The sequence below is a fragment of the Arthrobacter sp. JDC6 genome (assembly GCF_056484025.1).
The window spans coordinates 1,827,876-1,853,173 of the sequence record NZ_CM151278.1 but is presented as its reverse complement, the minus strand read 5'-3'; the positions used below and the strand labels follow the sequence as shown (position 1 = coordinate 1,853,173).

General features: G+C 67.8%; 23 protein-coding genes and 1 tRNA gene. 12 read left to right on the top strand and 12 right to left on the bottom strand.

The window, feature by feature from the left end; genetic code table 11:
- Nucleotides 1–40: 40 nt before the first annotated feature.
- Nucleotides 41–1,069, bottom strand: a complete 1,029-nt coding sequence (locus ACV095_RS08655; RefSeq protein WP_478223285.1) for a hypothetical protein — start codon at nucleotides 1,067–1,069, stop codon at nucleotides 41–43.
- A gap of 175 nt (nucleotides 1,070–1,244) precedes the next feature.
- Here ACV095_RS08655 and pepN point away from each other — a divergent pair, with 175 nt between their 5' ends.
- Together pepN and ACV095_RS08645 are read left to right on the top strand one after the other, a co-directional pair.
- The gene (pepN, locus tag ACV095_RS08650) at nucleotides 1,245–3,818 is read left to right on the top strand and encodes an aminopeptidase N (protein ID WP_478223284.1); all 2,574 of its coding nucleotides are present in this window, start codon (nucleotides 1,245–1,247) and stop codon (nucleotides 3,816–3,818) included.
- Nucleotides 3,815–4,288: an OsmC family protein gene (locus tag ACV095_RS08645; protein WP_134164652.1), complete on the top strand. Its 474-nt coding sequence runs from the start codon at nucleotides 3,815–3,817 to the stop codon at nucleotides 4,286–4,288. Before pepN ends, ACV095_RS08645 begins: the two co-directional genes overlap by 4 nt.
- Nucleotides 4,289–4,310: 22 nt before the next feature.
- Here ACV095_RS08645 and ACV095_RS08640 read toward each other — a convergent pair whose 3' ends face one another.
- The gene (locus ACV095_RS08640; RefSeq protein ID WP_478223283.1) at nucleotides 4,311–5,309 is read right to left on the bottom strand and encodes an NAD-dependent epimerase/dehydratase family protein; all 999 of its coding nucleotides are present in this window, start codon (nucleotides 5,307–5,309) and stop codon (nucleotides 4,311–4,313) included.
- A 67-nt stretch (nucleotides 5,310–5,376) separates the two neighbouring features.
- Between ACV095_RS08640 and ACV095_RS08635 the strand changes: the two genes are divergently transcribed.
- Nucleotides 5,377–6,060, top strand: a complete 684-nt coding sequence (locus tag ACV095_RS08635) for a mechanosensitive ion channel family protein (RefSeq protein WP_018769485.1) — start codon at nucleotides 5,377–5,379, stop codon at nucleotides 6,058–6,060.
- Between the two features lies 1 nt (nucleotide 6,061).
- Nucleotides 6,062–6,556, top strand: coding sequence for a globin (locus tag ACV095_RS08630; protein WP_056390703.1), 495 nt, complete (start codon nucleotides 6,062–6,064; stop codon nucleotides 6,554–6,556).
- 43 nt (nucleotides 6,557–6,599) lie between these two features.
- Here ACV095_RS08630 and ACV095_RS08625 read toward each other — a convergent pair whose 3' ends face one another.
- The gene (locus tag ACV095_RS08625; protein WP_478223282.1) at nucleotides 6,600–7,259 is read right to left on the bottom strand and encodes a DUF8185 domain-containing protein; all 660 of its coding nucleotides are present in this window, start codon (nucleotides 7,257–7,259) and stop codon (nucleotides 6,600–6,602) included.
- A 63-nt stretch (nucleotides 7,260–7,322) separates the two neighbouring features.
- On the opposite strand from ACV095_RS08625, the gene ACV095_RS08620 reads away from it, so the two are divergent.
- Nucleotides 7,323–8,243 (top strand): acyl-CoA thioesterase, encoded by a 921-nt coding sequence (locus ACV095_RS08620; protein ID WP_134164649.1) that lies wholly within the window; start codon nucleotides 7,323–7,325, stop codon nucleotides 8,241–8,243.
- Between the two features lie 148 nt (nucleotides 8,244–8,391).
- Here ACV095_RS08620 and ettA read toward each other — a convergent pair whose 3' ends face one another.
- The 3 genes from ettA to ACV095_RS08605 all read right to left on the bottom strand — a co-directional run bounded on the left by ettA (nucleotide 8,392) and on the right by ACV095_RS08605 (nucleotide 11,470).
- Entirely contained in the window at nucleotides 8,392–10,074 is a 1,683-nt protein-coding gene (ettA, locus tag ACV095_RS08615) for an energy-dependent translational throttle protein EttA (RefSeq protein ID WP_018769489.1), read from the bottom strand.
- A gap of 61 nt (nucleotides 10,075–10,135) precedes the next feature.
- Nucleotides 10,136–10,705: a DUF6993 domain-containing protein gene (locus tag ACV095_RS08610; RefSeq protein WP_478223281.1), complete on the bottom strand. Its 570-nt coding sequence runs from the start codon at nucleotides 10,703–10,705 to the stop codon at nucleotides 10,136–10,138.
- A gap of 213 nt (nucleotides 10,706–10,918) precedes the next feature.
- Nucleotides 10,919–11,470 (bottom strand): single-stranded DNA-binding protein, encoded by a 552-nt coding sequence (locus ACV095_RS08605; RefSeq protein ID WP_056390711.1) that lies wholly within the window; start codon nucleotides 11,468–11,470, stop codon nucleotides 10,919–10,921.
- A 206-nt stretch (nucleotides 11,471–11,676) separates the two neighbouring features.
- Between ACV095_RS08605 and ACV095_RS08600 the strand changes: the two genes are divergently transcribed.
- Nucleotides 11,677–11,749: transfer RNA gene (locus tag ACV095_RS08600), tRNA-Arg, on the top strand.
- Nucleotides 11,750–11,798: 49 nt separating this feature from the next.
- Here ACV095_RS08600 and ACV095_RS08595 read toward each other — a convergent pair.
- Nucleotides 11,799–13,025, bottom strand: a complete 1,227-nt coding sequence (locus ACV095_RS08595) for an ROK family protein (RefSeq protein ID WP_478223280.1) — start codon at nucleotides 13,023–13,025, stop codon at nucleotides 11,799–11,801.
- 144 nt (nucleotides 13,026–13,169) lie between these two features.
- On the opposite strand from ACV095_RS08595, the gene xylA reads away from it, so the two are divergent.
- Complete coding sequence (gene xylA / locus ACV095_RS08590; protein WP_478223279.1) at nucleotides 13,170–14,357, top strand: xylose isomerase; 1,188 nt, start codon at nucleotides 13,170–13,172, stop codon at nucleotides 14,355–14,357.
- A 3-nt stretch (nucleotides 14,358–14,360) separates the two neighbouring features.
- Nucleotides 14,361–15,794, top strand: coding sequence for a xylulokinase (xylB, locus tag ACV095_RS08585; RefSeq protein WP_478223278.1), 1,434 nt, complete (start codon nucleotides 14,361–14,363; stop codon nucleotides 15,792–15,794).
- 126 nt (nucleotides 15,795–15,920) lie between these two features.
- On the opposite strand, the gene ACV095_RS08580 is transcribed toward xylB, so the two are convergent.
- The 3 genes from ACV095_RS08580 to ACV095_RS08570 are packed head-to-tail and all read right to left on the bottom strand — an operon-like array spanning nucleotide 15,921 to nucleotide 19,140.
- On the bottom strand, nucleotides 15,921–16,760 hold the full coding sequence (locus tag ACV095_RS08580; RefSeq protein WP_056390723.1) for a sugar phosphate isomerase/epimerase family protein: 840 nt from the start codon (nucleotides 16,758–16,760) through the stop codon (nucleotides 15,921–15,923).
- Nucleotides 16,757–17,971 carry a dihydrodipicolinate synthase family protein gene (locus ACV095_RS08575; protein ID WP_056390726.1) on the bottom strand — a complete coding sequence of 405 codons (1,215 nt, stop codon included), beginning with the start codon at nucleotides 17,969–17,971 and terminating at the stop codon, nucleotides 16,757–16,759. Before ACV095_RS08575 ends, ACV095_RS08580 begins: the two co-directional genes overlap by 4 nt.
- Nucleotides 17,971–19,140 (bottom strand): Gfo/Idh/MocA family protein, encoded by a 1,170-nt coding sequence (locus tag ACV095_RS08570; RefSeq protein WP_018769497.1) that lies wholly within the window; start codon nucleotides 19,138–19,140, stop codon nucleotides 17,971–17,973. Before ACV095_RS08570 ends, ACV095_RS08575 begins: the two co-directional genes overlap by 1 nt.
- 168 nt (nucleotides 19,141–19,308) lie before the next feature.
- Between ACV095_RS08570 and ACV095_RS08565 the strand changes: the two genes are divergently transcribed.
- Entirely contained in the window at nucleotides 19,309–20,394 is a 1,086-nt protein-coding gene (locus tag ACV095_RS08565; protein WP_018769498.1) for a LacI family DNA-binding transcriptional regulator, read from the top strand.
- The gene (locus tag ACV095_RS08560) at nucleotides 20,394–21,227 is read left to right on the top strand and encodes an alpha/beta hydrolase (protein ID WP_018769499.1); all 834 of its coding nucleotides are present in this window, start codon (nucleotides 20,394–20,396) and stop codon (nucleotides 21,225–21,227) included. Before ACV095_RS08565 ends, ACV095_RS08560 begins: the two co-directional genes overlap by 1 nt.
- Here ACV095_RS08560 and ACV095_RS08555 read toward each other — a convergent pair.
- Nucleotides 21,189–22,091 (bottom strand): aldose 1-epimerase family protein, encoded by a 903-nt coding sequence (locus ACV095_RS08555; RefSeq protein WP_478223277.1) that lies wholly within the window; start codon nucleotides 22,089–22,091, stop codon nucleotides 21,189–21,191. The genes ACV095_RS08560 and ACV095_RS08555 overlap by 39 nt on opposite strands.
- 81 nt (nucleotides 22,092–22,172) lie before the next feature.
- Between ACV095_RS08555 and ACV095_RS08550 the strand changes: the two genes are divergently transcribed.
- Nucleotides 22,173–22,880: a DNA alkylation repair protein gene (locus ACV095_RS08550; protein ID WP_134164639.1), complete on the top strand. Its 708-nt coding sequence runs from the start codon at nucleotides 22,173–22,175 to the stop codon at nucleotides 22,878–22,880.
- Nucleotides 22,881–22,904: 24 nt separating this feature from the next.
- Here ACV095_RS08550 and mptB read toward each other — a convergent pair whose 3' ends face one another.
- Nucleotides 22,905–24,461, bottom strand: coding sequence for a polyprenol phosphomannose-dependent alpha 1,6 mannosyltransferase MptB (gene mptB, locus ACV095_RS08545; RefSeq protein WP_018769502.1), 1,557 nt, complete (start codon nucleotides 24,459–24,461; stop codon nucleotides 22,905–22,907).
- 196 nt (nucleotides 24,462–24,657) lie between these two features.
- Between mptB and orn the strand changes: the two genes are divergently transcribed.
- Nucleotides 24,658–25,245 (top strand): oligoribonuclease, encoded by a 588-nt coding sequence (gene orn / locus ACV095_RS08540; protein WP_018769503.1) that lies wholly within the window; start codon nucleotides 24,658–24,660, stop codon nucleotides 25,243–25,245.
- The last annotated feature ends 53 nt before the right edge of the window (nucleotides 25,246–25,298 follow it).

The window sequence follows — 25,298 nt, the reverse complement described above, 5'->3', positions numbered from 1 at the left end:
CGGGTCGCCGGTGGAGGCCGGAATGACACCGATAAGGATACTAGGACTGCCCGCCCTCCGGGTGCTGGCCCCCGGCCGGCGGCCCTCCGCCGCGCCGGGCCCTCGCGGCCACGCGCGTAAGGACTTCGGCCAGCCGCGCCGCGGAGGCCTGGCTTCCGCCGCTGACGGCCAGGCGCTGGCCGTCAGTCTTGCTCACGACGACGGCGGGCCCGCTGCTGACCAGCATGGCTGCGGTTCCGCCGTGGTGCCGGTAGCCCCACCCGCCATAGTCGGCGGCTTTGACGTCCTCGGCGCTGGCATCGGAGATGGCGCCGGCCGGCACATTCATGACCGGCACCACCCCGGCCAGCAGGACCTTCAGCCCGCGCCGGTCCGCCCGGATGCGGGCAAAGAGGAACGCGGTGCCCACGAGGGCCAGGACAACGAGCAGGATGCCCAGCCACGGCACCACCACGGCGATAAGGGCTGCCGGGAACAGGGAGGCGATGGCGATCATGACAAAGACCGAACTCCTGGCGTGGACCCATAGCCGGACGGTGTCCAGGGCAAGGTCGGGGTCCAGTTCCCTGGTGATGGCGGCCTGCAGCGCACGGTCGTCATCGGGCGACCATTGCCGGTCGGCTTTGTACACCATGGCCATGGCGACGCCGAGCGACACTGCCGCACCGCTGCCGAGGGCAAGGACGGTCATGTCCACCCGCGACTGCCGGGCGTCGGCCAGCCCGGTTTGGCCGATGAGCCCCGCGGCCAGGGCGGAGGTGATGAAGAGGCTGAGGAACAGCCCGGCCCCCATCATGATCCTGCGCATCATCACCGGCCTGCTGAGGGGCACCGCCTGCAGCAGGACCAGCCATCCGGCGATGACGATGATCGCCGCGCCCACGCCCACGTAGGCGGCGAAAGGCGCAAAGGCGGCACCGCCGTCGTCCGTCCACCGGACGGCGACCGGCTCCGGAAGGTCCGGGCGCAGCAGCGACGCGCAGTAGGCGAAGGCAGCGGCCAGGACGACCGGGAACCCCACGGCGAACCTGAGTGCCTTGGTATCCACCGAATCCAGCAGCTTTCCCATGCAATTAACGCTACCCCTGCGGCCGCCCGGCCAACCGCCCAGGCGGCAACGGCCGGCCGCTGTGAGCTGCGCAACTTGCCAAGGATCCCAAGGATGGAAGAATGCAACACAGTGCCGGACCCGGGACCACCGGCCGGCAGCCGAAAACTTCTCTGGAGGACCTCCTTTGCCAGGCATGAACCTGACGCGCGCCGAAGCCCGTGAGCGCGCCGAACTGATCACCGTCGAGTCCTACGATGTCAGCCTGGACCTGACGCGCGGCGGAGAGGTCTTTTGCAGCACCACCACCGTGAAGTTCACGGCGTCGCCGGGATCGTCCAGCTTCATTGATGCGGTCACCCGCACCGTGCACAGCGTGACCCTGAACGGCCGCAGCCTTGACCCCGCCACCGTGTCCGACGGCGTCCGGATCCAGCTGCCGGACCTGCAGGAGCACAACGAACTGACCGTCGTGGCCGACCTGCCGTACATGAACACGGGTGAGGGCCTGCACCGGTTCGTGGACCCGGTGGACAGCGAGGTCTACCTGTACACGCAGTTCGAGGTTCCGGACTCGCGCAGGATGTTCGCCGTCTTCGAACAGCCGGACCTGAAGGCAACCTTCGCCTTCACCGTCACGGCGCCGTCCCACTGGGACGTTGTCTCCAACTCCCCCACCCCCCACCCCGTGGAGGCGCCTCCCGCGGAAGACGGCACGGCCAGGTCCGTATGGGCGTTCGCGCCCACGCCGCGCCTGTCCTCCTACGTCACGGCCCTGATCGCGGGCCCTTACCAGTCCGTCCGCAGCGAGGTCACCAGCTCGGACGGCCGCATCATCCCCCTTGGTGTCTTCGCCCGGAAGTCGCTGATGCAGTACCTGGATGCGGACAACATCTTCGAACTGACGCGGCAGGGCTTCGGGTTCTTTGAGGCGCAGTTCGGCTGCCCGTACCCGTTCGAGAAATACGACCAGCTGTTCGTTCCGGAGTTCAACGCCGGTGCCATGGAGAATGCCGGTGCCGTGACCATCCTGGAAGGCTACGTCTTCCGCAGCAAGGTCACCGGGGCCCAGATCGAGCGGCGCGCCATCACGGTCCTCCATGAACTCGCCCACATGTGGTTCGGTGACCTGGTGACCATGCGCTGGTGGAACGACCTGTGGCTCAACGAGTCCTTCGCGGAGTACATGTCGCACCTGGCGGCGGTGGAGGCCACGTCCTTCACCAGCGCCTGGACCACGTTCGCGTCCGTGGAGAAATCGTGGGCGTACCGGCAGGACCAGCTGCCCACCACGCACCCGATCTTCGCCGAGATCAACGACCTCCAGGACGTGGAGGTCAACTTCGACGGCATCACCTATGCCAAGGGCGCCTCGGTGCTGCGGCAGCTGGTGGCCTGGGTTGGCCCCGACCAGTTCATGGCCGGTGTCCGGGAGTATTTCGCCAAGCACTCCTGGCAGAACACTGAACTCCGCGACCTGCTGGTGGAGCTCGAAAAGGCCAGCGGCCGCGACCTGGATGACTGGGGCCGGCAGTGGCTGGAGACCGCAGGCGTCAACACACTGAGCCCAGAGCTGGACGTGGATGCCGACGGGAAGCTGCGTTCCTTCGCCATCCTGCAGTCCGCGGTCCCGGAATGGCCCACTATCCGCCCGCACCGCCTGGCCGTGGGCTTCTACAACCTGGACAGCGCCGGAAAGCTCGAGCGGGTGCACCGCGAAGAGCTGGATGTGGACGGTGACCGCACAGAGGTGCCGGGAGTGGCCGGCATGGACCAGCCGGACCTGATCCTTATCAATGACGACGACCTGGCGTATGCCAAGGTACGGCTGGATCCCAAGTCGCTGGCCACCGCCACCGCCCACCTCAAGGATTTTGGCGGCAGCCTGCCCCGGACCCTGGTCTGGAATTCCGCATGGGACGCTGCCCGTGACGGCGAAACGCCGGCCCGGAAGTACGTGGAGCTGATCCTGTCCAACGTCGCGGCGGAAACGGACTCCTCCGTGATCCTGGTCCAGCTCCGCCAGCTGGCCACCACCCTCAATTTCTATGTGGCCGAGGAACACCGCGAAGCCACAGCGGTTGCGGCGGTGGACCGGCTGTGGGACCTGGCCTCGGACGTCCCGGGCGGCTCCGATGCGCAGCTGCAGTTCATCAAGTCCTTTGCCCTCCTGGCCCGCAGTGCGTCCCAGCTGGACCGGGTGGCCGGCCTCCTGGACGGGTCGGTTGTCCTGGACGGGCTGGCGGTGGACCAGGACCTGCGCTGGGAGCTCGTGGAGTCCCTGGTGGCCGGAGGCCGGATGGGACAGGAAGGCATCGACGCCGAGCTGGAGCGGGACAACACCTCCAGCGGACAGAATGCTGCGGCCCTGGCCAAGGCCGCCATCCCCACCCCGGAGGCGAAGGCCGCGGCCTGGGAATCGATCGTGGTCAAGGGGGAGCTGTCCAATGCGCTGCAGGGATCGGCCGTAACGGGCTTCATGCGCGTGCTGGACCGTTCGCTGCTGGAACCGTACGCCGAAAAGTACTTCGCGGCTGTGCCGGGCATCGTGGCCACCCGGACCCACGCCCTCGCCCAGCAGATCGTCGTCGGCCTCTACCCGGCGCTGCTGACCACGCAGGCCACCATTGACCGGACGGACGCATTCCTGGCGTCGCTGCCGGCGGAAAGCGCCGCGCTGCGGCGGATGATGCTGGAGAACCGCGACGGCGTTGCCCGCGCCCTGCGTGCCCGCGCCGCCGACGTGCTTCCGGACGGCAGTCCCCAGTGAGTCTTGATGAACACCGGTATTCACTGGCAGTCCAGTGGACCGGCAACCGGGGGGACGGCACCTCGTCCTACCGGGGCTACTCACGGGACCACGACGTGCTCATCCCCGGCCTGCCGGTCCTCAAAGGCTCGGCGGATCCGACGTTCCATGGGGACCGCGGGCGCTACAACCCCGAGCAGCTCCTGCTGGCCGCGCTGGCGCAATGCCACATGCTGTCCTACCTGCACGTGGCGGTGAAGAACGGGGTGGTGGTCACGGACTACCGGGACGAGGCCACCGGGCTGATGCGGCTCAACAGGGACGGCAGCGGGCAGTTCGAGCGGGTGGTCCTGCATCCGCGCGTGACGGTGGCCGACGCCGGACAGGCCGAACTGGCGGCCGGCCTCCACCACGAGGCGAACCGGCTCTGCTTCATTGCCCGCAGCGTGAATTTTCCGGTGGAGCACCAGCCGGTGACGGTGGCGGGTTAGGCCCTGCCGCCGGGGTTCCCCGTCAGGCCCGGCTTTCGCCCTGGAGCATCGCCACCAGGCGCTGTTCCGTTGCCGGTGAGAGGCCTGCTTTCCGCTCCCGGTCCAGTCCGCGGAGGCGTTCATCGGCCAACGTGGCGGCCAGCGTTTCCTGCCAGGGCCGCAGGACCATTCCCGCGGCCCTGGCAGCCTGGTTGCTGCGGGCCATGAAGCCGTCGTGGCCGGGCGGAAGCCAGAGCGGAAGTGAGTCCGGCCCGGACCAGTAGTTCACGCCCTGGTCCACCAGCCACTCCCCGCCGGCGGTAATCGTGGTGCTGCTGGAGGCGGACGCTTCGTGGCAGGCGCTGATGAGTTCCGCAAACGGCACCTGGTCACCAAGGGCGTTCAAGGTTCCGCTGATCCCCTTCCCCGCGGCGAGCAGGATCCAGGCCGCAAGGTCCCGGACGTCGATGACCTGCGTGGGGTTCTCCCCGATGTCCGGGACCAGCACAGGTCCGGAGTTCCTGGCAATGCGGGCGGGCCAATAGCCGTAGCGGTCGGTGGGGTCGCCGGGGCCGCTGAGCAGGCCTGCCCGGCACAGGTGGGCCTTGCCGGCAGCGGCCTCCAGGGTCGCTTCTTCGATGGCCACCTTTGACTCGCCGTAGGTTTCCGGCGTGGACTGCACCCCCGGCGGCAGCGCCGGCAGCAGCGCCGCGTCTTCCGCCGCTCCCGGGACGGAATGGCCGGCGTAAGCCGAGCAGCTGGAAACAAAGGTCCAGTGCCCGGCCCTGCCGGCGAGGCCGGCGAGAGCCTGCCGGGCGGGCCCGGGGTCCCGGGCCACCTCGATCACGGCATCCCAGTCGCCCATCAGGCCCGAATATGCAGCCGGTCCCGTCGCGCGGTCCGCCCTGACCCAGTGGGCGCCCGGCGGCGGCTCACCCGATATTCCCCGCGCCAGGCACGTCACGTCATGCCCCGCGGCAACCGCCTGCCCGGCGATTTCCCTGGAGAGGAAGGCGGTTCCGCCGAGGATGAGAATGCGCATGGCCCCACGCTACGGGGGCTAGTGTTGAAAGAGAACCAAGCAATATCCCAAGGAGCTACTTCCACCCATGGTCAGCATGTTGTCCATCCTTCCCAACGCCACAACACAGCCCGATGGCGTGAGCGTCCCGGGCATCGTCATCAGCCTGGGCATCGGCGTCGCCGTCTGGCTCGTGGCCACGTTCGTCATTTCGCGCATCACCAAACGGGTGGCGGCGGGAAGCAACTTTTTCAAGAAGCCCACGTTTAGGTGGGCGGCCCCGGCCTTCCGGGCCCTGGACCACGAACGGCGCGTGCAGCGCGCGGAAACCATCGGCTCGCTGCTGAACAGCATTGTGGGCGTGCTGGTGGTGGTCATCACCGGCATGTACGTCCTGCAGAACCTGGACATCAACATCGCCCCGCTGCTCACCAGCGTGGGTATCCTGGGTGTGGCCATCGGCTTCGGCGCCCAGCAGCTGATCCGCGACTTCCTGGCCGGGATTTTCATTACCATTGAAGACCAGTACGGAATCGGTGACGTCATCGAAACCAGCGAAGTGGTGGGCGTAGTGGAGTCCATGGGTCTGCGGATCACCCGCGTCCGCTCCGACGACGGCGCCATTTGGTACCTGCGCAACGGTGAGATCCTCCGCGTGGGCAACCGCTCGCAGGGACGGTACGTTCCGCTGCACGAGTCCGACGACGGGACCACCGACCAGGGGTCGGCCCATGTTGAGACGAAGAAGACTGACCAGAAAGCCGGGGAATAGCATGTCGCTTCCGATCGAACCGCGCCCTGTTGAGCCCCAACCTGCCAAAGCAGGACCCGACCGGCAGCAGCGGCCCCAGTTGATGCAGAACGATCCCTTCAGCAAGCCGGCCTACACAGACAGCTTTTACGATGCGGTGGGCGGCCACGAGACCTTCGTTAAGCTCATCGATGTCTTTTACGACGGCGTTGCCACCGATCCGCTGCTGCGGCCCATGTACCCCGAGGAGGACCTTGCCCCGGCAAAACGCCGGTTCCTGATGTTCCTTGAGCAGTACTGGGGCGGGCCCACAACGTATGGCGAGGAGCGCGGCCACCCGCGCCTGCGCATGCGGCACATGCCGTTCAAGGTGACCCACGAGGCGAAGGACCGGTGGTTGTTCCACATGCGCACCGCCGTAGACGCCCTGGAACTGCCGCCGCTCTACGAAGGCACGCTGTGGGAGTACATGGAGCGGGCGGCGCTGTCCATGGTGAACAGCGCTTCCGAGGCCTGACGCCTCCCGACCGGAACCTGGAAGGGGCCCGCGCCGCCTTCAGCTACAGCAGGCCGCTGCCGGTCCGCGCCAGCACATGGCCGCGCGGACCGGTCAGCCGGAACCAGCGGCCGGCGCGGTAGAGCTTCTGGTCGCCGTCGGCCAGGAAGCCCAGGGCGAACGCTGCGAAGGCCGCTCCGGCGGGCAGGCCTGACGCGTCCAGTTCCCGTCCCCAGACAGCCGCCCGGGCGTTGTTGACAATCAGGGCGCCCGGTTTGTCCGGAACGATGCCCGCCACCTCCGCCATGCCTGCTTCGGCCGCCGCCTTCAGGCCGGCGTCGCTGACAGCGCCCACCAGCTCCCATCCGCCCCTTGGGGCGCCCACTCCTGTCCAGGATTCGGTGACGGTGCTGGGCGGAACCGGCAATTCGACGTCGTCCTCCCCTGCGCGTGCCAGCCGGTCCAGGACGGCGGACAGGGCAACAGTGACATCTGTTCCGGACGGTTCGGCGAGTGCCATGGTCCGCAGGCCCAGGATGGTGGGGGTCGCTTCGCCCAGGAGCCTGGGCCGCAGGACGCACACGTACGCGGCCAGGACGGAACCGGCTGCCTGCAGCCGGATGGCGCCGTCATCGATGGCTTTGGCCCTGATGGCAAACGTCTTCAGGTCGGCGAGATCCCGGGGATCGGCGAAACGGAAGGACGAGGTGAGAAGTTCAGACACACCTAAACACTACCGGCTGCGCTCCGGTTGAGTGGCTCCCCGGGCGCCGTCTAGAGTCGGACCATGACTGAAGCCGAAGCCGGACTCCTGGCCCCGCCAAGCGGAGACCCCACCTCATCACTGATCGAACTGCTGGACCTCGGTGAACTTGAGGGCGCCCGGACGGACGAGGACATCTTCCTGGGGCCCTCACAGCGGCAGCCACACCACAGGGTGTTCGGCGGACAGGTGCTGGCGCAGTCACTCGTGGCGTCCATTCGAACGGTGGATCCTGAACGGTTTGTGCATTCCATGCACGGCTACTTCCTGCGGCCCGGTGACGCCAACAAGCCCATTACTTTCGGTGTGCAGCGGCTGCGTGACGGCCGGTCGTTTTCCGCCCGGCGCGTCCACGCCTACCAGGACGGCGTTCCCATCCTGTCCATGATTGCCTCTTTCCAGGGTGAGGACGAAGGGATCGAGCACGCGTCGGCGATGCCGGCGGGCATCCCGGACCCCGAATCGCTGCCCAGCACGGCGGACCTGCTGGGCAAGTTCGACCATCCTGTGGCCCGGCACTGGGCGTATGAGCGGCCTTTCGACATCCGGCACGTCGATCCGCCGCTGTACGTTACCGCGACCGGCCCGCGGGAGGCCCGCAACGCGGTCTGGATGAAGACGTTCGGGCCGATGCCGGACAACTCTAACCTGCACCGCGCCGCCCTGGCCTACGCCAGCGACTACACCCTGCTCGAATCCATCCTTCGGCGGCACGGCCTCAGCTGGATCACCCCGGGCATGAATGTTGCCAGCCTTGACCACGCGATGTGGTGGCACCGCCCGGCGCGCGTGGATGAATGGCTGCTCTACGTCCAGGAGTCCCCCAGCGCGCAGGGCGCACGCGGCCTGGCCACCGGCAAAATCTTCAACCGGGACGGCCAGCACGTGGCCTCCGTGGCGCAGGAGGGCATGGTGCGCGTTCCCGCCGAGGCGGCGCACACGTAGGATCCGCACACGTCTGCGATCCGGCGCTGGTGCGCCGGGCATGGGAAAGGCCGGCATCCGGGGAGCAATTCAGCCCGGGTGCCGGCCTTCCGTTTTCCTGCAAACGGGCCCGCAGGCGTCCTGTTGACGAGCCCTTGGGCCCGGCAGGTCAGTCGCGGGTCAGGCGCCGGTGGGTGACGCGGTGCGGCTTGGCCGCGTCGGGGCCCAGCCGCTGGACCTTGTTCTCCTCGTAGGATTCGAAGTTGCCCTCAAACCAGTACCACTTGGAGGGGTTCTCGTCGTCACCTTCGTAGGCAAGGATGTGCGTGGCCACGCGGTCCAGGAACCAGCGGTCGTGCGAGACCACCACGGCGCAGCCGGGGAACTCGAGCAACGCGTTTTCCAGGCTGCTGAGGGTTTCGACATCGAGGTCGTTGGTGGGCTCGTCGAGGAGCAGCAGGTTTCCGCCCTGCTTCAGGGTCAGTGCCAGGTTCAGGCGGTTCCGCTCACCACCTGACAGGACACCTGCCTTCTTCTGCTGGTCCGGGCCCTTGAAACCGAAAGCGGCCACATAGGCACGGGACGGCATCTCAACATTGCCCACCTGGATGAAGTCGAGTCCGTCGGAGACAACCTCCCACAGGGTCTTGTTGGGGTCGATGCCGCCGCGGCTCTGGTCAGCGTAGGAAATCTTGACCGAGTCACCGATCTTGAGCTCGCCGCCGTCCAGCGGTTCCAGGCCGACAATGGTCTTGAAGAGGGTGGACTTGCCCACACCGTTGGGGCCAATGACCCCCACGATGCCGTTGCGGGGCAGGGTGAAGGACAGCCCATCGATCAGGACACGCTCATCGAAGCCCTTCTGGAGGTTCCTGGCCTCCAGGACCAGGCCACCCAGGCGGGGTCCCGGCGGGATCTGGATTTCCTCGAAGTCAAGCTTGCGGGTGCGGTCGGCCTCGGCGGCCATTTCCTCGTAACGGGCCAGGCGGGCTTTGGACTTGGTCTGGCGGCCCTTGGCGTTGGACCGGACCCACTCGAGTTCCTCGGAGAGGCGCTTGGCCTGCTTGGCGTCCTTCTTGCCCTGGATCTCGAGGCGGGCGCGCTTCTTCTCCAGGTAGGTGGAGTAGTTGCCTTCGTACGGGTAGAGGTGGCCGCGGTCCACTTCCGCGATCCATTCCGCCACGTGGTCCAGGAAGTACCGGTCGTGGGTGACGGCGAGGACGGCGCCGGGGTAGCTGGAGAGGTGCTGCTCGAGCCAAAGCACGCTTTCGGCGTCCAGGTGGTTGGTGGGTTCGTCGAGGAGCAGCAGGTCGGGCTTCTGCAGGAGGAGCTTGCACAGTGCCACACGGCGCCGCTCACCGCCGGAAAGGTTGGTGACATCGGCATCGGCCGGCGGGCACCGGAGGGCGTCCATGGCCTGTTCCAGCTGGGAATCGAGGTCCCAGGCGTCGGCGGCGTCGATGGCCTCCTGCAGCTTGCCCATCTCTTCGAGGAGGGTGTCATAGTCAGCATCGGGGCTGGCCATTTCCTCGGAGATTTCGTTGAAGCGCTGGATCTTGCCGTAGATCTCGCCAACGCCTTCCTGGACGTTGCCCAGGACAGTCTTTTCTTCGTTAAGCGGCGGTTCCTGGAGCAGGATGCCCACGCTGTAGCCGGGACTGAGCCTGGCCTCGCCGTTGGAGGGCGTGTCCAGCCCGGCCATGATTTTGAGGATGGTGGACTTACCGGCACCGTTTGGGCCCACAACACCAATCTTGGCGCCCGGGAAGAAGGACATGCTTACGTCATCAAGAATGAGTTTTTCGCCAACGGCCTTGCGGGCCTTGGTCATTGTGTAGATAAATTCCGCCATGGTCTCAAATCTAGTGGGTTGGCGGGCAGATCTCACATTTGCGGCGGACAGCTCAGCCGGATCAGGAGCCCACGAAGCATTTGCCGCTGGCAAGTACCGGAAGGACTGTGACGGTCACCGCACCTTCGCGAACCTGCCCGATGACGCAGTCCTTGCCCTGCAGCACGGCGGCTTCGATGGCGTCCGCCTCCAGCCCGGTGGGTGTGCGGCTTTGCGAGACCTGGAGGGCGGCCGGCGCGATGCCGGCCCCGGTCAGGGCGTCGCTGACCTGGGCAGTGGCAGGTTTCGGCGTTCCCGTGGCCAGTTTGGTCAGGGTATCCGTAACCGTCCGTTTCACCGTTTCGGTGGCGGCGGCAGCTGCGGCCGAAACCGCGCCGCCGGACGTGTTGGCCAGCGGTTCCCCGCCGGCATTACTGCCCGGCGTCGCGGAGTCCGTGGCCTGGACCGGTTGTCCGTCCGCACCGGGACCGGCAGCCGGGGCCGCCGGTGAGGGCTGGTTGCCGCTGCCACCGGCTGCAGGTCCGGTTCCGGACGGAGCAGCGGTGCACCCGGACAGGAGGCAGGCCAGCACTGCACATGCCAGGGCTGCGCCGGCGCGGTTGTTCTGCCGTTTACGGGGGGTGGGACGCATGGTGTCATTCTGCCATGGGTGATGGGACGGCCCGGCCCGGAAAACGGGCAGTGCACCAGAGCTCGCCGGGGACGCAGTGTCCGTCAAGGGCCTGCGGATGTGGGGTGTTGGCGGGCGGACGGGTGTTGGCGGGCGGACGGAGGGCGGCCGGGGGTGCCGCCATTCCGTCCGCCCGGGACTGGATGGGCAACGCTGATACCTGATACGTGGTTCCTAGACTTCGGCGAGTTCCCCCGTTTCCAGGTCAAGGGAGGCGAGACCGCCGTCGCTGTCCTCAATGACGACGGCGGGGTGGCCGGGATCCCCGGGGTGTTCATCTTCGCGGTCCTCCGGCTCGTCCGGGTCCTGGTCCAGCCCGGGGACGTCATCGGGGGCCGGCGGCTGCTCCACGAGGGAGAGCGCCGGCCTGGAAGCGGTGCGGATAAAGTTTGCCGACCCAAAGGAGAGGTCGTGCCCCACGGCATCGGCGTCAATGATGGCGGAGTGGTACACCCGCCCGTCCTTTTCCCACGTGCGGATCTTCAGTTTGCCCACCACGATGACCGGCTGGCCCTTCCTGATGCTGCACCCCAGGGTTCCCGCCAGCTGGCGGTAGCCCTGCACGGTGAACCAGTTGGTGTGCCCGTCGCCCCAGGTCCTGGATTCGCGGTCGAAGCGGCGGGTGGTGGAACCGATGCGGAAGGAAGCTGTTGCCACTCCCCCTGGCGTGGTGGAACTGGTTATCTCGGTGGCCACGAAGCCCCGGATGGTGATGGTTTCGCTCATGTCTACGTCCTGTCTGGATGGTGGCGCCTTTAGCAGGCATGACCAGCATCGCGCCGGACCACGTCGGGCAGGAGGGACGGGTTTGCCTATGTGGACAACGTCCGGGGGAAAAGCCGGTGTGGAGGATGAGTGGCGGCTGGATGACACCGCCGGCAGCCGGGCAATGTAAACTTTTTGAGGCGCCGGCCTGCAGGCCGGAAGCCAACGCCTCAGTAGCTCAGGGGATAGAGCAGCGGCCTTCTAATCCGCCGGTCGGGGGTTCGATTCCCTCCTGGGGCACCGCAGTGGATGGCGCCCCGGTCTTCGGACCGGGGCGTTGTGCGTGGCGCTACGCGTGCAGCCGGTGCGGCGCTTCCATCAGGGAGCGGATCACGCTTCCGGCTGCCCCCAAAAGGGCGCCCGACTCGCCAACGGCGGACATCGTCACCTGGCTGGATGCATATTTCCCTGGCGCATATTTGTCCAGGCTCGCCAGCAACGGGGCACGCAGCCATGGTTCGAGGACCGCGAAGTGGCCCCCAAGGACCACGGATTCGATGTTGACCACCCGCGCCGTCGAGGCGAGTGCTATCCCCAGGCAGCGTCCCGCACGTTCGACGGCGGAAACAGCCCGGGGCTCCCCGGCCCGCAGCGACTGCAGCAGGGCGGACATGTCCGCGGAGCGGGAACCCCGATCCAGGGCCAGGCCGGCCGCGGCGAAAATGGCGTCCTGGCCGGCAACGGTCTCCAGGCAGCCGGTCCCGCCGCATGAACAATGCCCGCCGTCGGGGTCAACCACAATGTGCCCCACCTCGCCCGCGTGGCCGTGCGGACCGGTGAATAGCTCTGATCCGATGACTATCCCGCCACCGACGCCCACCTCGCCGGAGACGAAGAGGAAGTCCGACGCCCCGTCCGGCCGGTGCCGCAGTTCGGCGAGGGCTGCGGCGTTGGCTTCATTGAACAGCGCCACTCCAAGGGGAGCTTCGGGCAGCAGCGCCTCCAGGTCCAGGTCCGTATTGACCCAGCCCAGGTTCGGAGCGGTGAGCACCCGCGCCAGGGCCGGGTCAACGAGCCCGGGCACGGCAAGTCCGCCACCCAGGACCTCGACGCCGTGCTCCCCCGCCGTGCTCCTGACCCGGGCGGCCAGGGCTGCGAGCGCGGACAGCACCGGCCCGTCCGGGCTGTTGCGGTTGTCGCGTTCCTCTTCCTCCCGGACGAGGACGGTTCCGGCGAGGTCCACCACTGCCGCGGAGATGTAGTCGACGTTGATTTCCATCCCCATGACCGCCCGGCTGGGGCTGAGTTCCAGACCCACGCCGGGACGGCCCCGCCCCTGCGGGTTGAGGCCGATTTCGCGGACGATCCCTGCGTCAAGGAGGTCCAGCACCAGGCTGGACACTGATGCCTTGGTCAGTCCGGTGGCTCCGGCCAGCTGGGCGCGGCTGGGATGGACGCCTGGCGGAAACTCGGCGATTGCGCCAAGGACCAGTGCCAGGTTGCTGCGCCGGACATCCGCCACGCTTCCGGGGGCTGCGCCTCCGGGTCCCGCCACTGCAGGCGCCGGCATCACCATCACAAACCTCCCCGTCCAAGTTCCGACAGATTTTCCGGCTGTTTTCCAGCCGGGACTCTTGACCCAACCCTACGACGGCTCATATAGTTCAGGCAATAAACTAAAGCTTCGCACCTCCGCGGAGCCCGATCGCAAGGACGCATCATGACTCTTACGCCCACCCCCGCCGACAAATTCACTTTTGGTCTCTGGACCGTCGGCTGGACCGGCGCCGATCCGTTCGGCGTCGCCACCCGTGCCGCGCTGGACCCGGTGGAGGCCGTGCACCGCCTGGCAGAACTGGGCGCGTACGGCATCACGTTCCACGACAACGACCTTGTCCCGTTTGATGCCTCCGCCTCGGAGCGGGACCTGATCCTGAAGAACTTCCGCGCGGCCCTGTCCGAGACCGGGCTGAAAGTTCCCATGGTGACCACCAACCTGTTCAGCCACCCGGTCTTCAAGGACGGCGGCCTCACCTCGAATGACCGCTCGATCCGCCGCTTCGCCCTCTCCAAGGTCCTGCGCAACATCGACCTCGCCGCCGAACTCGGCGCCGAAACCTTTGTCATGTGGGGCGGCCGGGAAGGCAGCGAATACGACGGCTCCAAGGACCTGGCCGCCGCCCTGGACCGGATGAAGGAAGGCGTGGACACCGCCGCCGGCTACATCAAGGACAAGGGCTACAACCTGCGGATCGCGCTTGAGCCCAAGCCCAACGAACCCCGCGGCGACATCTTCTTGCCCACCGTGGGCCACGGCCTGGCCTTCATCGCCCAGCTCGAGCACGGCGACATCGTGGGCTTGAACCCCGAAACCGGCCACGAGCAAATGGCCGGGCTGAACTTCACCCACGGCATCGCCCAGGCCCTGTGGGCCGGCAAGCTCTTCCACATCGACCTCAACGGCCAGCGCGGCATCAAGTACGACCAGGACCTCGTCTTCGGACACGGGGACCTGACCAGCGCCTTCTTCACCGTGGACCTGCTCGAGAACGGCTTCCCCGGCGGCGGCCCTACCTATGACGGCCCCCGGCACTTCGACTACAAGCCCTCCCGCACCGATGGCTACGACGGCGTGTGGGAGTCGGCCAAGGCCAACATGTCCATGTACCTGCTGCTGAAGGAACGCGCCCTGGCCTTCCGCGCCGACCCGCAGGTACAGGAAGCCCTCAAGACCTCCGGCGTCTTCGAACTCGGCGAACCCACCCTCAACGCCGGCGAAACCACCGCCGACCTGCTGGCCGACGCCGCAGCATTCCAGGACTTCGACGCCGACAAGGCAGCCGAACGCTCCTTTGCCTTCGTCCGCCTCAACCAGCTCGCCATCGAACACCTCCTCGGCGCCCACTAGGCCATGGTGCTCGTCGCAGGCATCGACAGCTCCACCCAGTCCTGCAAGGTGGTGATCCGCGACGCGGATTCCGGAGCACTCGTCCGCCAGGGCCGGGCCACGCACCCTGCCGGCAGCGAGGTTCATCCGGACCATTGGTGGACTGCCCTTCAAAAGGCGGCGGCCGACGCCGGCGGGCTGGATGACGTCAGCGCCGTCTCGGTGGGCGGGCAGCAGCACGGCATGGTCTGCCTGGACAGCGACGGTGCCGTCATCCGCCCGGCGCTGCTGTGGAACGACACCCGCAGCGCCGGCGCGGCCGTGGAGCTCATCAAGGATGCCGGCGGCGGCGATCCCGCCGCCGGCGCCGAGTATTGGGCCCGCACCACCGGAACTGTCCCCGTTGCTTCCCTCACGGTGACCAAGCTGCACTGGCTGGCGGAAAACGAACCGGAGAATGCGGCAAAGGTGGCCGCTGTCTGCCTTCCGCACGACTGGCTGACGTGGCGGCTCGCCGGCTTCGGCCCGGGCAGCGGCGCCGAAGGGCTTGCCGCCTTGGCCACAGACCGCTCCGACGCATCAGGCACGGGGTACTACTCGACGGCGGAGGACAACTACCTTCCGGACGTCCTGTCCGCGGCGCTCGGCCACGTTCCTGCCGTCCCCAGGGTTCTTGGCCCGTTGGAGGCGGCCGGGCGGACTCCCGCAGGAAGCGTCCTGGCAGCGGGTGCCGGGGACAACGCGGCCGCCGCGCTTGGCGCAGGGGCGGGGTTGGGCGACGTCGTGATGTCCCTGGGCACATCCGGCACCGTTTTCGCCGTCTCGGAAACACCGGCGGCAGATCCGTCCGGACTGGTGGCGGGGTTTGCCGACGCTGCCGGGCACTACCTGCCGCTGGTCTGCACCTTGAACGCCACCCGGGTCTTTGATGCCACGGCGGCGCTGCTGGGCGTGGACCTGCCGGAGTTCAACCGGCTGGCCCTGTCTGCCGGTTCCGGCGCCGGAGGGCTCACGCTGGTGCCCTACCTTGACGGGGAACGGACACCCAACCTGCCGGACGCCACGGGTACCCTGCACGGCATCACCCGTGCCAACTACACCCCGGCCAACCTGGCGCGCGCCGCCGTCGAAGGCGTGGTCTGCTCCCTGGCCGACGGCCTGGCGGCGCTGCACGCCCAGGGCGTGTCTGCCCGCCGGATCCTCCTAGTGGGCGGGGGCGCCCAATCCACCGCCGTGCAGGAAGTCGCAGCGGCCCTGCTGGGAACACCCGTCACAGTGCCGGAGCCGGGTGAGTATGTTGCCGACGGCGCGGCACGCCAGGCAGCGGCGGCCCTCACCGGACGTTTCCCTGCATGGGCTGCTGGCGCCGTCAACCTTCCACTGGGGAAGGACGACGGCGGCGTGCTGGCCCGGTACCGGCGGTTCGCCTCGCTGTATACCCAGGGCAGCAACAGGTAACAAAGAAACAAAGGGACCCGGACCCGCGGTGGGCATCCACCGCCGGTCCGGGTCCTTTCCATGTGGGGCGCAGGCTCCTGCCAGTCATGTTGGGAACGTGGCAGGAGCCCGCGGTCTTGGGTCAGGTCAGGCGTACGGGAGGACGAGCTCCGCGTAGCGCTCCTTTACCGTGGCCAGGACGGTATTGCCGTCCGTGTCCCAGATCTCCTGATTGAAGATTTCCACTTCGATGTCGCCGGTGTACCCGGCATCCCGCACCCAGGTGCCGATGGTGGCAAAGTCCACCACGCCGTCGCCCATGTAGCCTCGGGACAGCAGCGGATCGGCCGCGATGGGCATGTTGAAGTCGCACACCTGGTAGGAGGCGATGCGGCCCTCCCGGCCGGCCCGCTCGATCTGCGCCTTCAGTTCCGGGTCCCACCAGACGTGGAAGGTATCGACGGCGACCCCCACCGTTGAGGCGTCGAAGGGCGCTGCGAGGTCCAGCGCCTGGCCCAGGGTGGAGATGAGCGCGCGGTCAGCCGCATACATCGGGTGCAGCGGTTCCAGGACCAGGCGTACGCCGTTTTCCTGCGCAAACGGAACCAGGTCGGCGAGCCGGTCGGCGACGCGCTGGCGGGCTGCCACCACGTCCTTCTCCCCCGGGGCCAGGCCGCCGACCACCAGGAAGAGCTCCCTGGTGTCCAGTGCCACGGCTTCCAGGATGGCTGCCTTGTTGTCCGCGAGCGCGGCCGCCTGGCCCTCTGGATCGGGGGCGGTGAGGAATCCGCCGCGGCACAGCGAGGAGACACGCAGCCCGGCGTCCTTGATCAGTCGGGCGGCCTTGTCCAGGCCGGCCTCCTCCACCCGGTCCCGCCACGGTCCGATGGCGGGGATCCCGGCGTTGACGCAGCCCTCGACGACCTGGGCGAGCGTCCACTTCTTGGTGGTGGCACTGTTGATGGAGAGGCGGGAGAGGTCGCTCATACTCCCACCCCGTTGATCCGGAGGTAGTCCGACATCCGGAAGGCTGCCAGCGCCGGGTCCCTGAGCAGGCCGGCCTGGTCGGCGAGTTCGAAGGTCCTGGCCAGGTGGCATACCGAGCGGCCGGAGTGCAGGCCGCCCACCATCTGGAAGCCGGGCTGCTTGCCGTTGAGCCAGGACATGAACGCGATGCCGGTCTTGTAGTAGAACGTGGGGGCGCTGAAGATGTGCTTGCCCAGTTCGCGGGTGGAGTCCAGGATCTCCCGCGCCTTCGCCGGGTTGCCGGCGTCATAGTTCTGCAGGGCCACCGAGGCGGCGGGATAGATCGCCGCGAAGATGCCCAGCAGGGCGTCCGAGTGGTGGCTGCCGTCGCCGTCGATCAGTTCGGGGTAGTTGAAGTCGTCCCCGGTGTAGAGGCGGACGCCCTCGGGCAGTGCCGCCCGCAGGGCAACTTCGTGGCCGGCATCCAGCAGCGAGACCTTGACGCCGTCCACCTTGTCCGCGTGGTCCCTGATGAGGCCCAGGAAGGTTTCGGTGGCGGTTGCGACGTCGTCCGAGCCCCAGTAGCCGGCGAGCGCGGGATCGAACATGGTGCCCAGCCAGTGCAGGATGACCGGCTGGTCCACTTCCTGCAGCAGGGTGGAGTACACCCGCAGGTAGTCCTCCGGGCCGCCGGCGACCCTGGCCAGGGCCCGGGAGGCCATCAGGATGACCTTGGGTCCGGCCTCGGCAACCACGGCAATCTGCTCGCGGTAGGCCTCGAGTACCGCCTGGATGCCTGCTTCGCCGGTGGGCAGTGCAGCGGTGTCCAGCTGGTCGGTTCCGGCGCCGCAGGAGACGAGGTCACGGACGGACTTGCCGGCGGTGGCCGGGTTGTTGGCGGAAACCACGGATGCGGCTTCCACTCCCGTGCGCTTGATGAGCTGCTGCGTCGCTGCCCAGTCCAGGCCCATGCCGCGCTGGGCTGTGTCCATGGCATCGGCGACGCCCAGCCCGTAGGACCACAGTTCGTGGCGGTACGCCATGGTGGCGTCCCAGTCCAGGCGGGCCGGGGCACCGGGCGTATTGTCCGCCAGCACCTCGGGGATGACATGGGCGGCCGCATAGGCGCGCCGTGCAGTCAGGGGCGCAGTGGGCCGGGCCCAGGCGGTGCCGCCCTGAAGGCGGTACTCCCTGGTTCCGCCGTCTTCGGAGGGAAGGATGAGGGACGTCATTAGAGGGTGATCTCCGGGATATCGATGGTGCGGCGTTCGCCGCTGGACTGCAGGCCAAGTTCGGCGAGCTGGACGCCGCGGGCGGCGGACAGCAGGCCGAAGCGGTGCTCGCGGCCGGCCACGACGTCGCGGAGGAACTCTTCCCACTGCAGTTTGAAGCCGTTGTCCAGGTCGGCGTTGGCGGGAACTTCCTGCCACTGGTCCCGGAAGGATTCGGTGACGGGCAGGTCCGGGTTCCATACGGGCTTGGGGGTGTGTGCGCGCTGCTGGGCGACACACTTATTCAGGCCGGCGACGGCGGAACCGTGCGTGCCGTCCACCTGGAATTCCACCAGTTCGTCGCGGTACACGCGCACTGCCCAGGAGGAGTTGATCTGGCCGATGACTTCGTCTCCGGCCGGAGTCTCGAGTTCGAAGATGCCGTAGGAGGCGTCGTCGGCGGTGGCCTTGTATTCCTTGCCGGCCTCGTCCCAGCGGGTGGGGATGTGGGTGGCCGTCTTGGCGTTGACGCTCTTGACCTTGCCGATGATGCCCTCGAGGACGTAGTTCCAGTGGCAGAACATGTCCGTGGTCATGCCACCGCCGTCCTCCTTGCGGTAGTTCCAGGACGGACGCTGGGCTGACTGGATGTCGCCTTCGAAGACCCAGTAACCGAATTCGCCGCGGATGGAAAGGATGCGGCCGAAGAAGCCTTCATCCACCAGGCGGCGGAGCTTGACCAGGCCGGGCAGGTACAGCTTGTCGTGGACAACACCGGCAGTGACGCCGGCTTCCTTGCCGACGCGCGCCAGTTCAATGGCCTCCTCCAGCGTTTCCGCCGTGGGCTTCTCCGTGAAGATGTGCTTGCCGGCCAGCATGGCCTTCTTCAGGGTGGCGGCGCGGAGGCTGGTCATCGAGGCGTCGAACACGACGTCGACAGTGGGGTCGCTGATCACGGCGTCCAGGTCGGTGGACCATTCGGAGACCTTGTGCTTTTCCGCCAGCTCGCGGATCTTGGCCTCGTTGCGGCCCACCAGGATGGGTTCAACCTGGACCCTGGTTCCGTCCTCGAGGGTGAAGCCGCCGGCATCGCGGATGGGCAGGATGGAGCGCAGCAGGTGCTGGCGGTAGCCCATCCGGCCGGTAATGCCGTTCATGGCGATGCGGATCGTTTTGGTTTCGTAGCCCATGTGTCCTCCACGGTGAGTGAGCAATGTACTGAAGGTGTCTGGGAAAGCGCGTTCCCGCTGCTTCAATAATGCACGGCGCGCTTTCCGTTGGCAAGCGCTTTCCGGAAGTAGTTTGAACTGTCATAATGTGCTTAGCCTTTGAGCCCGTACCGACCACCAGGAGATGCAGTGGCTGCAAGTACCCTTACCGAGGTGGCCCGCCTGGCCGGCGTCTCGCCCGCCACCGCTTCCCGCGTGCTGAATGGCTCGGCCCGTAAACCGGGCAAGGACATTGCCGACCGCGTCCGGCAGGCAGCTGAATCGCTGGGCTATATCCCCAACGCCCAGGCGCAGGGCCTGGCGAAATCCAGCTCCGGCCTGATCGGCCTGATTGTGCATGACATTGCCGACCCCTATTTCGCGGCCATCGCCAGGGGCGTGCAGGAAGCCGCCCGGGAACAACGCAAAATGGTGCTGCTCGCCACCACCGGAGGCGGCCCGGCCGAAGAGAAGGAAGCAGTGGCCGCCTTCGCGGCGCGGCGCGCGGACTCCATTGTGATCGCCGGTTCCCGTTCCTGCCGGGAAGAGGACCGGGAGGGCAACGCCGAACTGGCTGCCGAACTTGACCGCTACTGCCGCAACGGCGGCCGGGTTGCCGTGGTGGGACATCCCGTCGTGGGTGCAACCGCTCCGGAGGGGTACCACGTGGTGAAAGTCCCCAACCAGGAGCTGGCCGGGCAGCTCGCCGCCGGGCTTGCGGAAGGCTGGGACGGCGACTTCGTGATCATCGGCGGCCCTGAGGGCCTCCTGACGTCCGACGACCGTGTCCGCGGCTTCCAGGAAGGGTTGGAGCGCGCCGGGCGGCGGCCGGCAGAGGTGCTCCGCACGGCCTTCAACCGGTCCGGTGGATATGAGGCAGGACTTCAACTGGCCGCCAGGATCAAAGCAGCCCAGTCCGGGGACGGGGCCGCACCCAGGCTGTGTATTTTTGCGGTCAATGACGTCATGGCCATCGGCGCCGCAGCAGCCCTGCGGTCCGAGGGGCTGCGGATCCCCCGCGACGCAGCCATCGCCGGCTTTGACGACATTGAAACCCTCCGCGACTTCCGCCCCGCCCTGTCCACTGTCCGGCTGCCCCTGGAAGACATCGGGCGCCTTGCCACCAGGGCCACTGGCCGGAATCCGGCCGACGGCGACGGCGGCGAGGTGGAGGCCGCTCCCGGCGGCATCACCGGAGAGGTAACCCTGCGGCGCAGCACGGAAGCGGCAGCCTGATGGCACCGCGGGGACTTACCGCGGTGGCCGCCCGTTCCGGCGCCGCGGGCCCGCGTCCTGCCATCCTGGTCCTGCCGGGCGGGGGCTATGCCCGCCAGGCAGACCACGAAGCCGAGCCGGTGGCAGAATGGCTTGCCGCACTGGGGATCCACGCCTTCGTCCTCCGCTACCGGGTGGCCCCGGACCGGCACCCGGCCCCGCTGGAAGACGCCAAGGAAGCCATGCTCCACATCCGGAACGGGGAGCACGGGCTCCCCGTGGACGCGGAGCGCGTCGGCGTCCTGGGATTCTCCGCGGGCGGGCACCTGGCCGCCACCTTGTGCACGGCGGCTGCCACGGGGAAGCCGGAGCTCGACAATCCCGCGGCGGTGCCGGATCTTTCGGTGCTGTGCTACCCCGTGGCGTCCCTGACCCACGAAGCCCACCAGGGCTCGGTGGCCAACCTCCTTGGCGACGCACCGCCGTCGGCCCTCCTCACGGCACTCTCGGCGGAGCTGAACGTCACGCCCCGCACACCGCCGGCATTCATTTGGCACACCGCCGACGACGAGGCCGTCCCGGTCAGCAACAGCCTGAACTATGCCAGGGCACTGATTGCTGCCGGCGTTCCGGCGGAACTGCATGTTTTCCCGGAAGGACGGCACGGGCTGGGACTCGCGGCCGGCGAACCAGGGCCCGGGCAATGGACGTCCCTGTGCGCGGCGTGGCTGCAGCGCGCCGGATGGGCCGGCTCCCGGCCGGCACGGCAGCAGGAAACTGAGACCGGCCCTGCCGGTGGCCGGAAGGGCGGCCTGCTAGGGCAGCGCCCGGATGGTCCAGTCCGCGGAATGTGATGCGCCGGGCTGCAGGTGCACCAGGTCCGTGCCGGAATGCAGTGCATCCGGAGGGCACGTCATGGGCTCAACGGCCAGGCCGAGCCGGTCCGGGCCGGCAGGCTTGTCCCCCGTATGCACCTGGACCCAGGGCCACTCCGCCCCCCATTCCAGTTCCACGCCGGTCCCCGACGGATCCAGCACCCGGACGCGTGCCAGGCCGGCGGCGTCCCGGGAGATGTCCGTGAAGGCGTGGTCGATCTTCACCTCTCCCAGCCGGCGGGGCGAGCGGAAGTCAAAGGCACCTGCGCCCACCTCCCGCATCCCCACGGGAAGCAGCCGGTCCGGCGTGACCTCCAGGTAGGCAGCGGCCGGAAGTTCCAGCGACCAGTCACCCAGCGGGGAGGGCCCGGCCACCAGGTAGGGATGCGGGCACACCCCGTAGGGCGCGGCAACGGGGCCGGCATTGACGGCCAGGACGGTGCTGTGGAGCCCGTCAGCGGAAAGCGAGTAGGTGACGCTGAGGTCCAGGTCGGCCGGGTACTCCGGGCCTGACGGGATGCGGCAGCCCAGGACCGCCCGGTCCGCGGCCGCCTCCAGCACCTTCCACGCCTGATGGATGGCCAGGCCGTGCAGCGCGGCGCCGCGTTCGGGTTCGTTGACGGCGGCCGTGTACGGTTTCCCGGCATAGGTGTAGGTGCCGTCGGCCAGCCGGTTGGGCCAGGGCGCGCAGATGACGCCGCGGTAATCAGGCACGGGGCCTTCGGGCCCGAAGCCCACCACCAGGTCCCGGTTCCCGTGGCGCAGTTCGCGGAGCGCCCCGCCGCGCCGGGTGACGACGGCGGAGTAGGGTCCGTGGGCGAGGTGGATCTCGGTGCCGGGCATGGATTCCCCCAGGTTCTGATTGTGTTAGCGCTCACCAGCGTACCCCACCCCGGCCCTTGGCCGGTGGCTAAAGTTGGCCCCATGGACACCGCCGCCGACCAGGAGCTCATCGCCGCCGTCAAAGGCGCGCTCCGGGAACTCGCCAACCCGGAGCGTGCCACCGGCGCCCAGGCCTACATGAGGTCAGCGATTCCCTCGCTGGGCGTCCGGGTTCCGGACGTGCGGCGGATCGCGGCCCGGGCTGCGGCTGACTTTCCGCCCGCCTCTGCCGGGCAACTGCGCGCCACCGTACTGGAGCTCTGGCGCACCTCCACCTTCCGGGAGGAACGGTATGCGGCCATAGACCTGACCGGGCACCGGCTGGTGGCCCGGGACCTGGACATGCTGCCCGTCTACGAGGAGATCATCCGCACCGGCGCCTGGTGGGATTTCGCGGATGGCGTGTCCGGCCGGATCTGCGGGCTGCTGCAGGCGCACCGGGCCCCGGTGTCGGCAACCCTGAGGCTGTGGAGCCACGACCCCGACCGTTGGATCCGCAGGGCCTCCATCACGTCGCAACTGCGTGCGAAGAAGGACACTGACACCGCGTTGCTGGCGGCCGTCATTGAGCCGAACCTGGCGGACCGGGAGTTCTTCATCCGGAAGGCGATCGGCTGGGCCCTGCGCGAATATGGCAAGACGGCGCCAAAGTGGGTGGAAGCCTTCGTCGCCCGGCAGGGACCCGCCATGAGCGCGTTGTCACGCAGGGAGGCCCTGCGCGGGATCGCCGCCGTACCGGCGCCGCAGTAGTGCGCCTGGCAGATGGGCGTACGGCTAGATCACGGGACGTTCGACGACGGGCTCGTGCGTTTTGCGGAACAGCCTGCGGGTGCCGGGGTCCCAGAAGATCAGGTACAGGGCGAACAGGAGAGCCGTCAGCGCCGCGGCGATCCGTGCCAGGGCAAGGGCGAAGCCCAGATCCTGGGTCTGCAGGTAGGGGAAGACGTCCAGCTGGTCCGAAATGGCGTAGATCATGAAGAACGACACCACGAAGTACAGGGCCTTGACCTGCCAGTCATTGCGGATCCCGGTCACGGCGAAGAGCGGGATCAGCCAGACGACATACCAGGACTGGATGATGGGGGCCAGCAGCACCACGGCGGCGAAACCGAGGGCCAGCCGGCGCATCAGCCGGTCGTAGTCCCCCTTGAGGATCTGCCAGGCGACGATGCCCACGGCAAGCAGCTTCCCGGCGTCGAACACCCAGCCCGCCGGCACCGACCCGTCCAGGCCGAACGCGTTGGCCAGCGATCCCACCACCATGCCGATCAGCCCCACCGGGGCATACCAGATGGAGATGCTGCCGGGAGCGGACAGCCCGTTGATCCAGCCGAAGCCGAATCCGTTGACCAGGCTCATCGCGGCCAGGAGCGCGAGGCTGATGCCGGCCGTCAACGCCCAGAAGGCAGCCTTCCGCAGCCAGCCAGCATTCTTCCCTGCCCAGAGGAGGCCGATGAACGGCAGGAAGACGATGGTGATGGGCTTGACGGCGATGGACAGGGTCACGATCACAATGCCGAGGATTTCCCGGCGGGTGGCGGAGTAGTACAGCCCCGCCAGGGCCAGCCCGATCATCAGGGAGTCGTTGTGCACGCTGGCGATGAAGTTGGTCAGGAAAAGCGGGTTCGCCACGGTCAGCCAGAGGGCACGGTGCGGGTTGACGCCGTGAAGTTCCGCGAGCCGGGGCACGTAGATGACGCACAGGACCACGCCGGCCACCGCCACCAGCCGGAACAGCATGACGCAGGCCTCCGGCTGGACGTTGGTGGCCCAGACGACGAATTGTTCAATCCACAGGAACAGCTGGCCGTAGGGAACCGGGGCTTCGGTCCACATCTTGTCCGCGCCGAGCTGGAAGTAGTTGGACAGGGCGGAGATGCCGTTTTCGTAGGGGTTGAAGCCCTCCACCATCAGCCGCCCCTGCCCGATATAGGCGTAGACGTCACGGCTGAAGAGCGGCACGCTGAACATCATGGGAAGCCCCCACGCCGCAAGCGCGGCCAGGGTGGCCCGCCGCGCCTGCGGTCCCCACACCCGGACCTTCTGGCCAAGGCGCAGCCAGGCGCGCACCAGCAGCATGCCCCCCACCGCCACCAGGACGATGGACAGGGCCACGCCGGGGGCTTCAGTGCGCATCCAGATAAACAGGGGCATGCGGCGCAGTTCCGATACCGGGGCCAGCCAGCCCACGCCGAAGGATCCGAACAGCATGAACACGGACCCCAGGAAACCGACAAGCAGTGGCGAGCGCGGATTGTCCACCTCGGCACTGCCCGTTCCAGCACTGCCGGCCGCCGCCATCTCCCCCGTTGCGGGCACAGGCGCCGTCATCTCAGGATTGTCCAATCTTCTTGCGTTTCCGCGGTTTGCCCGGCGCGCCGCACGGGCCGGCCAGGACATGGTTCAGGGCGGAAGGGCGACCCGCCGCGTACCCGAAATCCTAGCATCGGCAGGGGGTCCGGGAGTGTAACGGTAGGCTGGTCCGGTGCCTATATCTAACGAACGAATCGTCTGGATCGACTGCGAAATGACCGGTCTGGACATCAAGAACGACGCCCTCATCGAGGTGGCAGCCCTGGTCACCGATTCGGAACTGAACATCCTGGGTGACGGCGTTGACGTGGTCATCAAACCCGACGACGCCGCGGTTGCACAGATGTCCGACTTCGTCCGGGACATGCACACCAAGTCGGGGCTGCTGGCGGAACTTCCGCACGGCAAGACGATGGCAGAAGCCGAGGCCGCGGTAATGGAGTACATCTCCGCCTGGGTTCCGGATCCACGCAAGGCGCCGCTGGGCGGCAACTCGGTGGGCACGGACCGCGTGTTCCTGTCGCGGGACATGCCCGCCGTGGTGGAACATCTCCACTACCGGGTCATCGACGTCAGCACCATCAAGGAGTTGTCGCGCCGCTGGTACGCGCGTGCCTACTTCCAGTCACCGGCCAAAAAGGGTGGACACCGCGCACTCGGGGACATCAAGGATTCGATCGATGAACTGCGGTACTACCGCGAAGCCGTCTTCGTCCCCGCGCCCGGACCTGACAGCGCCACCGCCCAGAAGATCGCCCAGGGGATCACCACCGGCGGGTCCGCCGGGCAGTCCGGGGAGTAATCTGCGCCACGTTTCGGTGAAATTTGGCGAAAATCGCTAAAAGTGGACAAAGC

Excerpts from the sequence above, each read along its gene's own strand:
- ACV095_RS08655 (WP_478223285.1), bottom strand. The coding sequence starts at position 1,069 with ATGGGAAAGCTGCTGGATTCGGTGGATACCAAGGCACTCAGGTTCGCC.
- pepN (WP_478223284.1), top strand. The coding sequence starts at position 1,245 with ATGAACCTGACGCGCGCCGAAGCCCGTGAGCGCGCCGAACTGATCACC.
- ACV095_RS08640 (WP_478223283.1), bottom strand. The coding sequence starts at position 5,309 with ATGCGCATTCTCATCCTCGGCGGAACCGCCTTCCTCTCCAGGGAAATC.
- ACV095_RS08635 (WP_018769485.1), top strand. The coding sequence starts at position 5,377 with ATGGTCAGCATGTTGTCCATCCTTCCCAACGCCACAACACAGCCCGAT.
- ACV095_RS08630 (WP_056390703.1), top strand. The coding sequence starts at position 6,062 with ATGTCGCTTCCGATCGAACCGCGCCCTGTTGAGCCCCAACCTGCCAAA.
- ACV095_RS08620 (WP_134164649.1), top strand. The coding sequence starts at position 7,323 with ATGACTGAAGCCGAAGCCGGACTCCTGGCCCCGCCAAGCGGAGACCCC.
- ettA (WP_018769489.1), bottom strand. The coding sequence starts at position 10,074 with ATGGCGGAATTTATCTACACAATGACCAAGGCCCGCAAGGCCGTTGGC.
- ACV095_RS08610 (WP_478223281.1), bottom strand. The coding sequence starts at position 10,705 with ATGCGTCCCACCCCCCGTAAACGGCAGAACAACCGCGCCGGCGCAGCC.
- ACV095_RS08605 (WP_056390711.1), bottom strand. The coding sequence starts at position 11,470 with ATGAGCGAAACCATCACCATCCGGGGCTTCGTGGCCACCGAGATAACC.
- ACV095_RS08595 (WP_478223280.1), bottom strand. The coding sequence starts at position 13,025 with ATGGTGATGCCGGCGCCTGCAGTGGCGGGACCCGGAGGCGCAGCCCCC.
- xylA (WP_478223279.1), top strand. The coding sequence starts at position 13,170 with ATGACTCTTACGCCCACCCCCGCCGACAAATTCACTTTTGGTCTCTGG.
- xylB (WP_478223278.1), top strand. The coding sequence starts at position 14,361 with ATGGTGCTCGTCGCAGGCATCGACAGCTCCACCCAGTCCTGCAAGGTG.
- ACV095_RS08580 (WP_056390723.1), bottom strand. The coding sequence starts at position 16,760 with ATGAGCGACCTCTCCCGCCTCTCCATCAACAGTGCCACCACCAAGAAG.
- ACV095_RS08575 (WP_056390726.1), bottom strand. The coding sequence starts at position 17,971 with ATGACGTCCCTCATCCTTCCCTCCGAAGACGGCGGAACCAGGGAGTAC.
- ACV095_RS08570 (WP_018769497.1), bottom strand. The coding sequence starts at position 19,140 with ATGGGCTACGAAACCAAAACGATCCGCATCGCCATGAACGGCATTACC.
- ACV095_RS08560 (WP_018769499.1), top strand. The coding sequence starts at position 20,394 with ATGGCACCGCGGGGACTTACCGCGGTGGCCGCCCGTTCCGGCGCCGCG.
- ACV095_RS08555 (WP_478223277.1), bottom strand. The coding sequence starts at position 22,091 with ATGCCCGGCACCGAGATCCACCTCGCCCACGGACCCTACTCCGCCGTC.
- ACV095_RS08550 (WP_134164639.1), top strand. The coding sequence starts at position 22,173 with ATGGACACCGCCGCCGACCAGGAGCTCATCGCCGCCGTCAAAGGCGCG.
- mptB (WP_018769502.1), bottom strand. The coding sequence starts at position 24,461 with ATGACGGCGCCTGTGCCCGCAACGGGGGAGATGGCGGCGGCCGGCAGT.
- orn (WP_018769503.1), top strand. The coding sequence starts at position 24,658 with ATGACCGGTCTGGACATCAAGAACGACGCCCTCATCGAGGTGGCAGCC.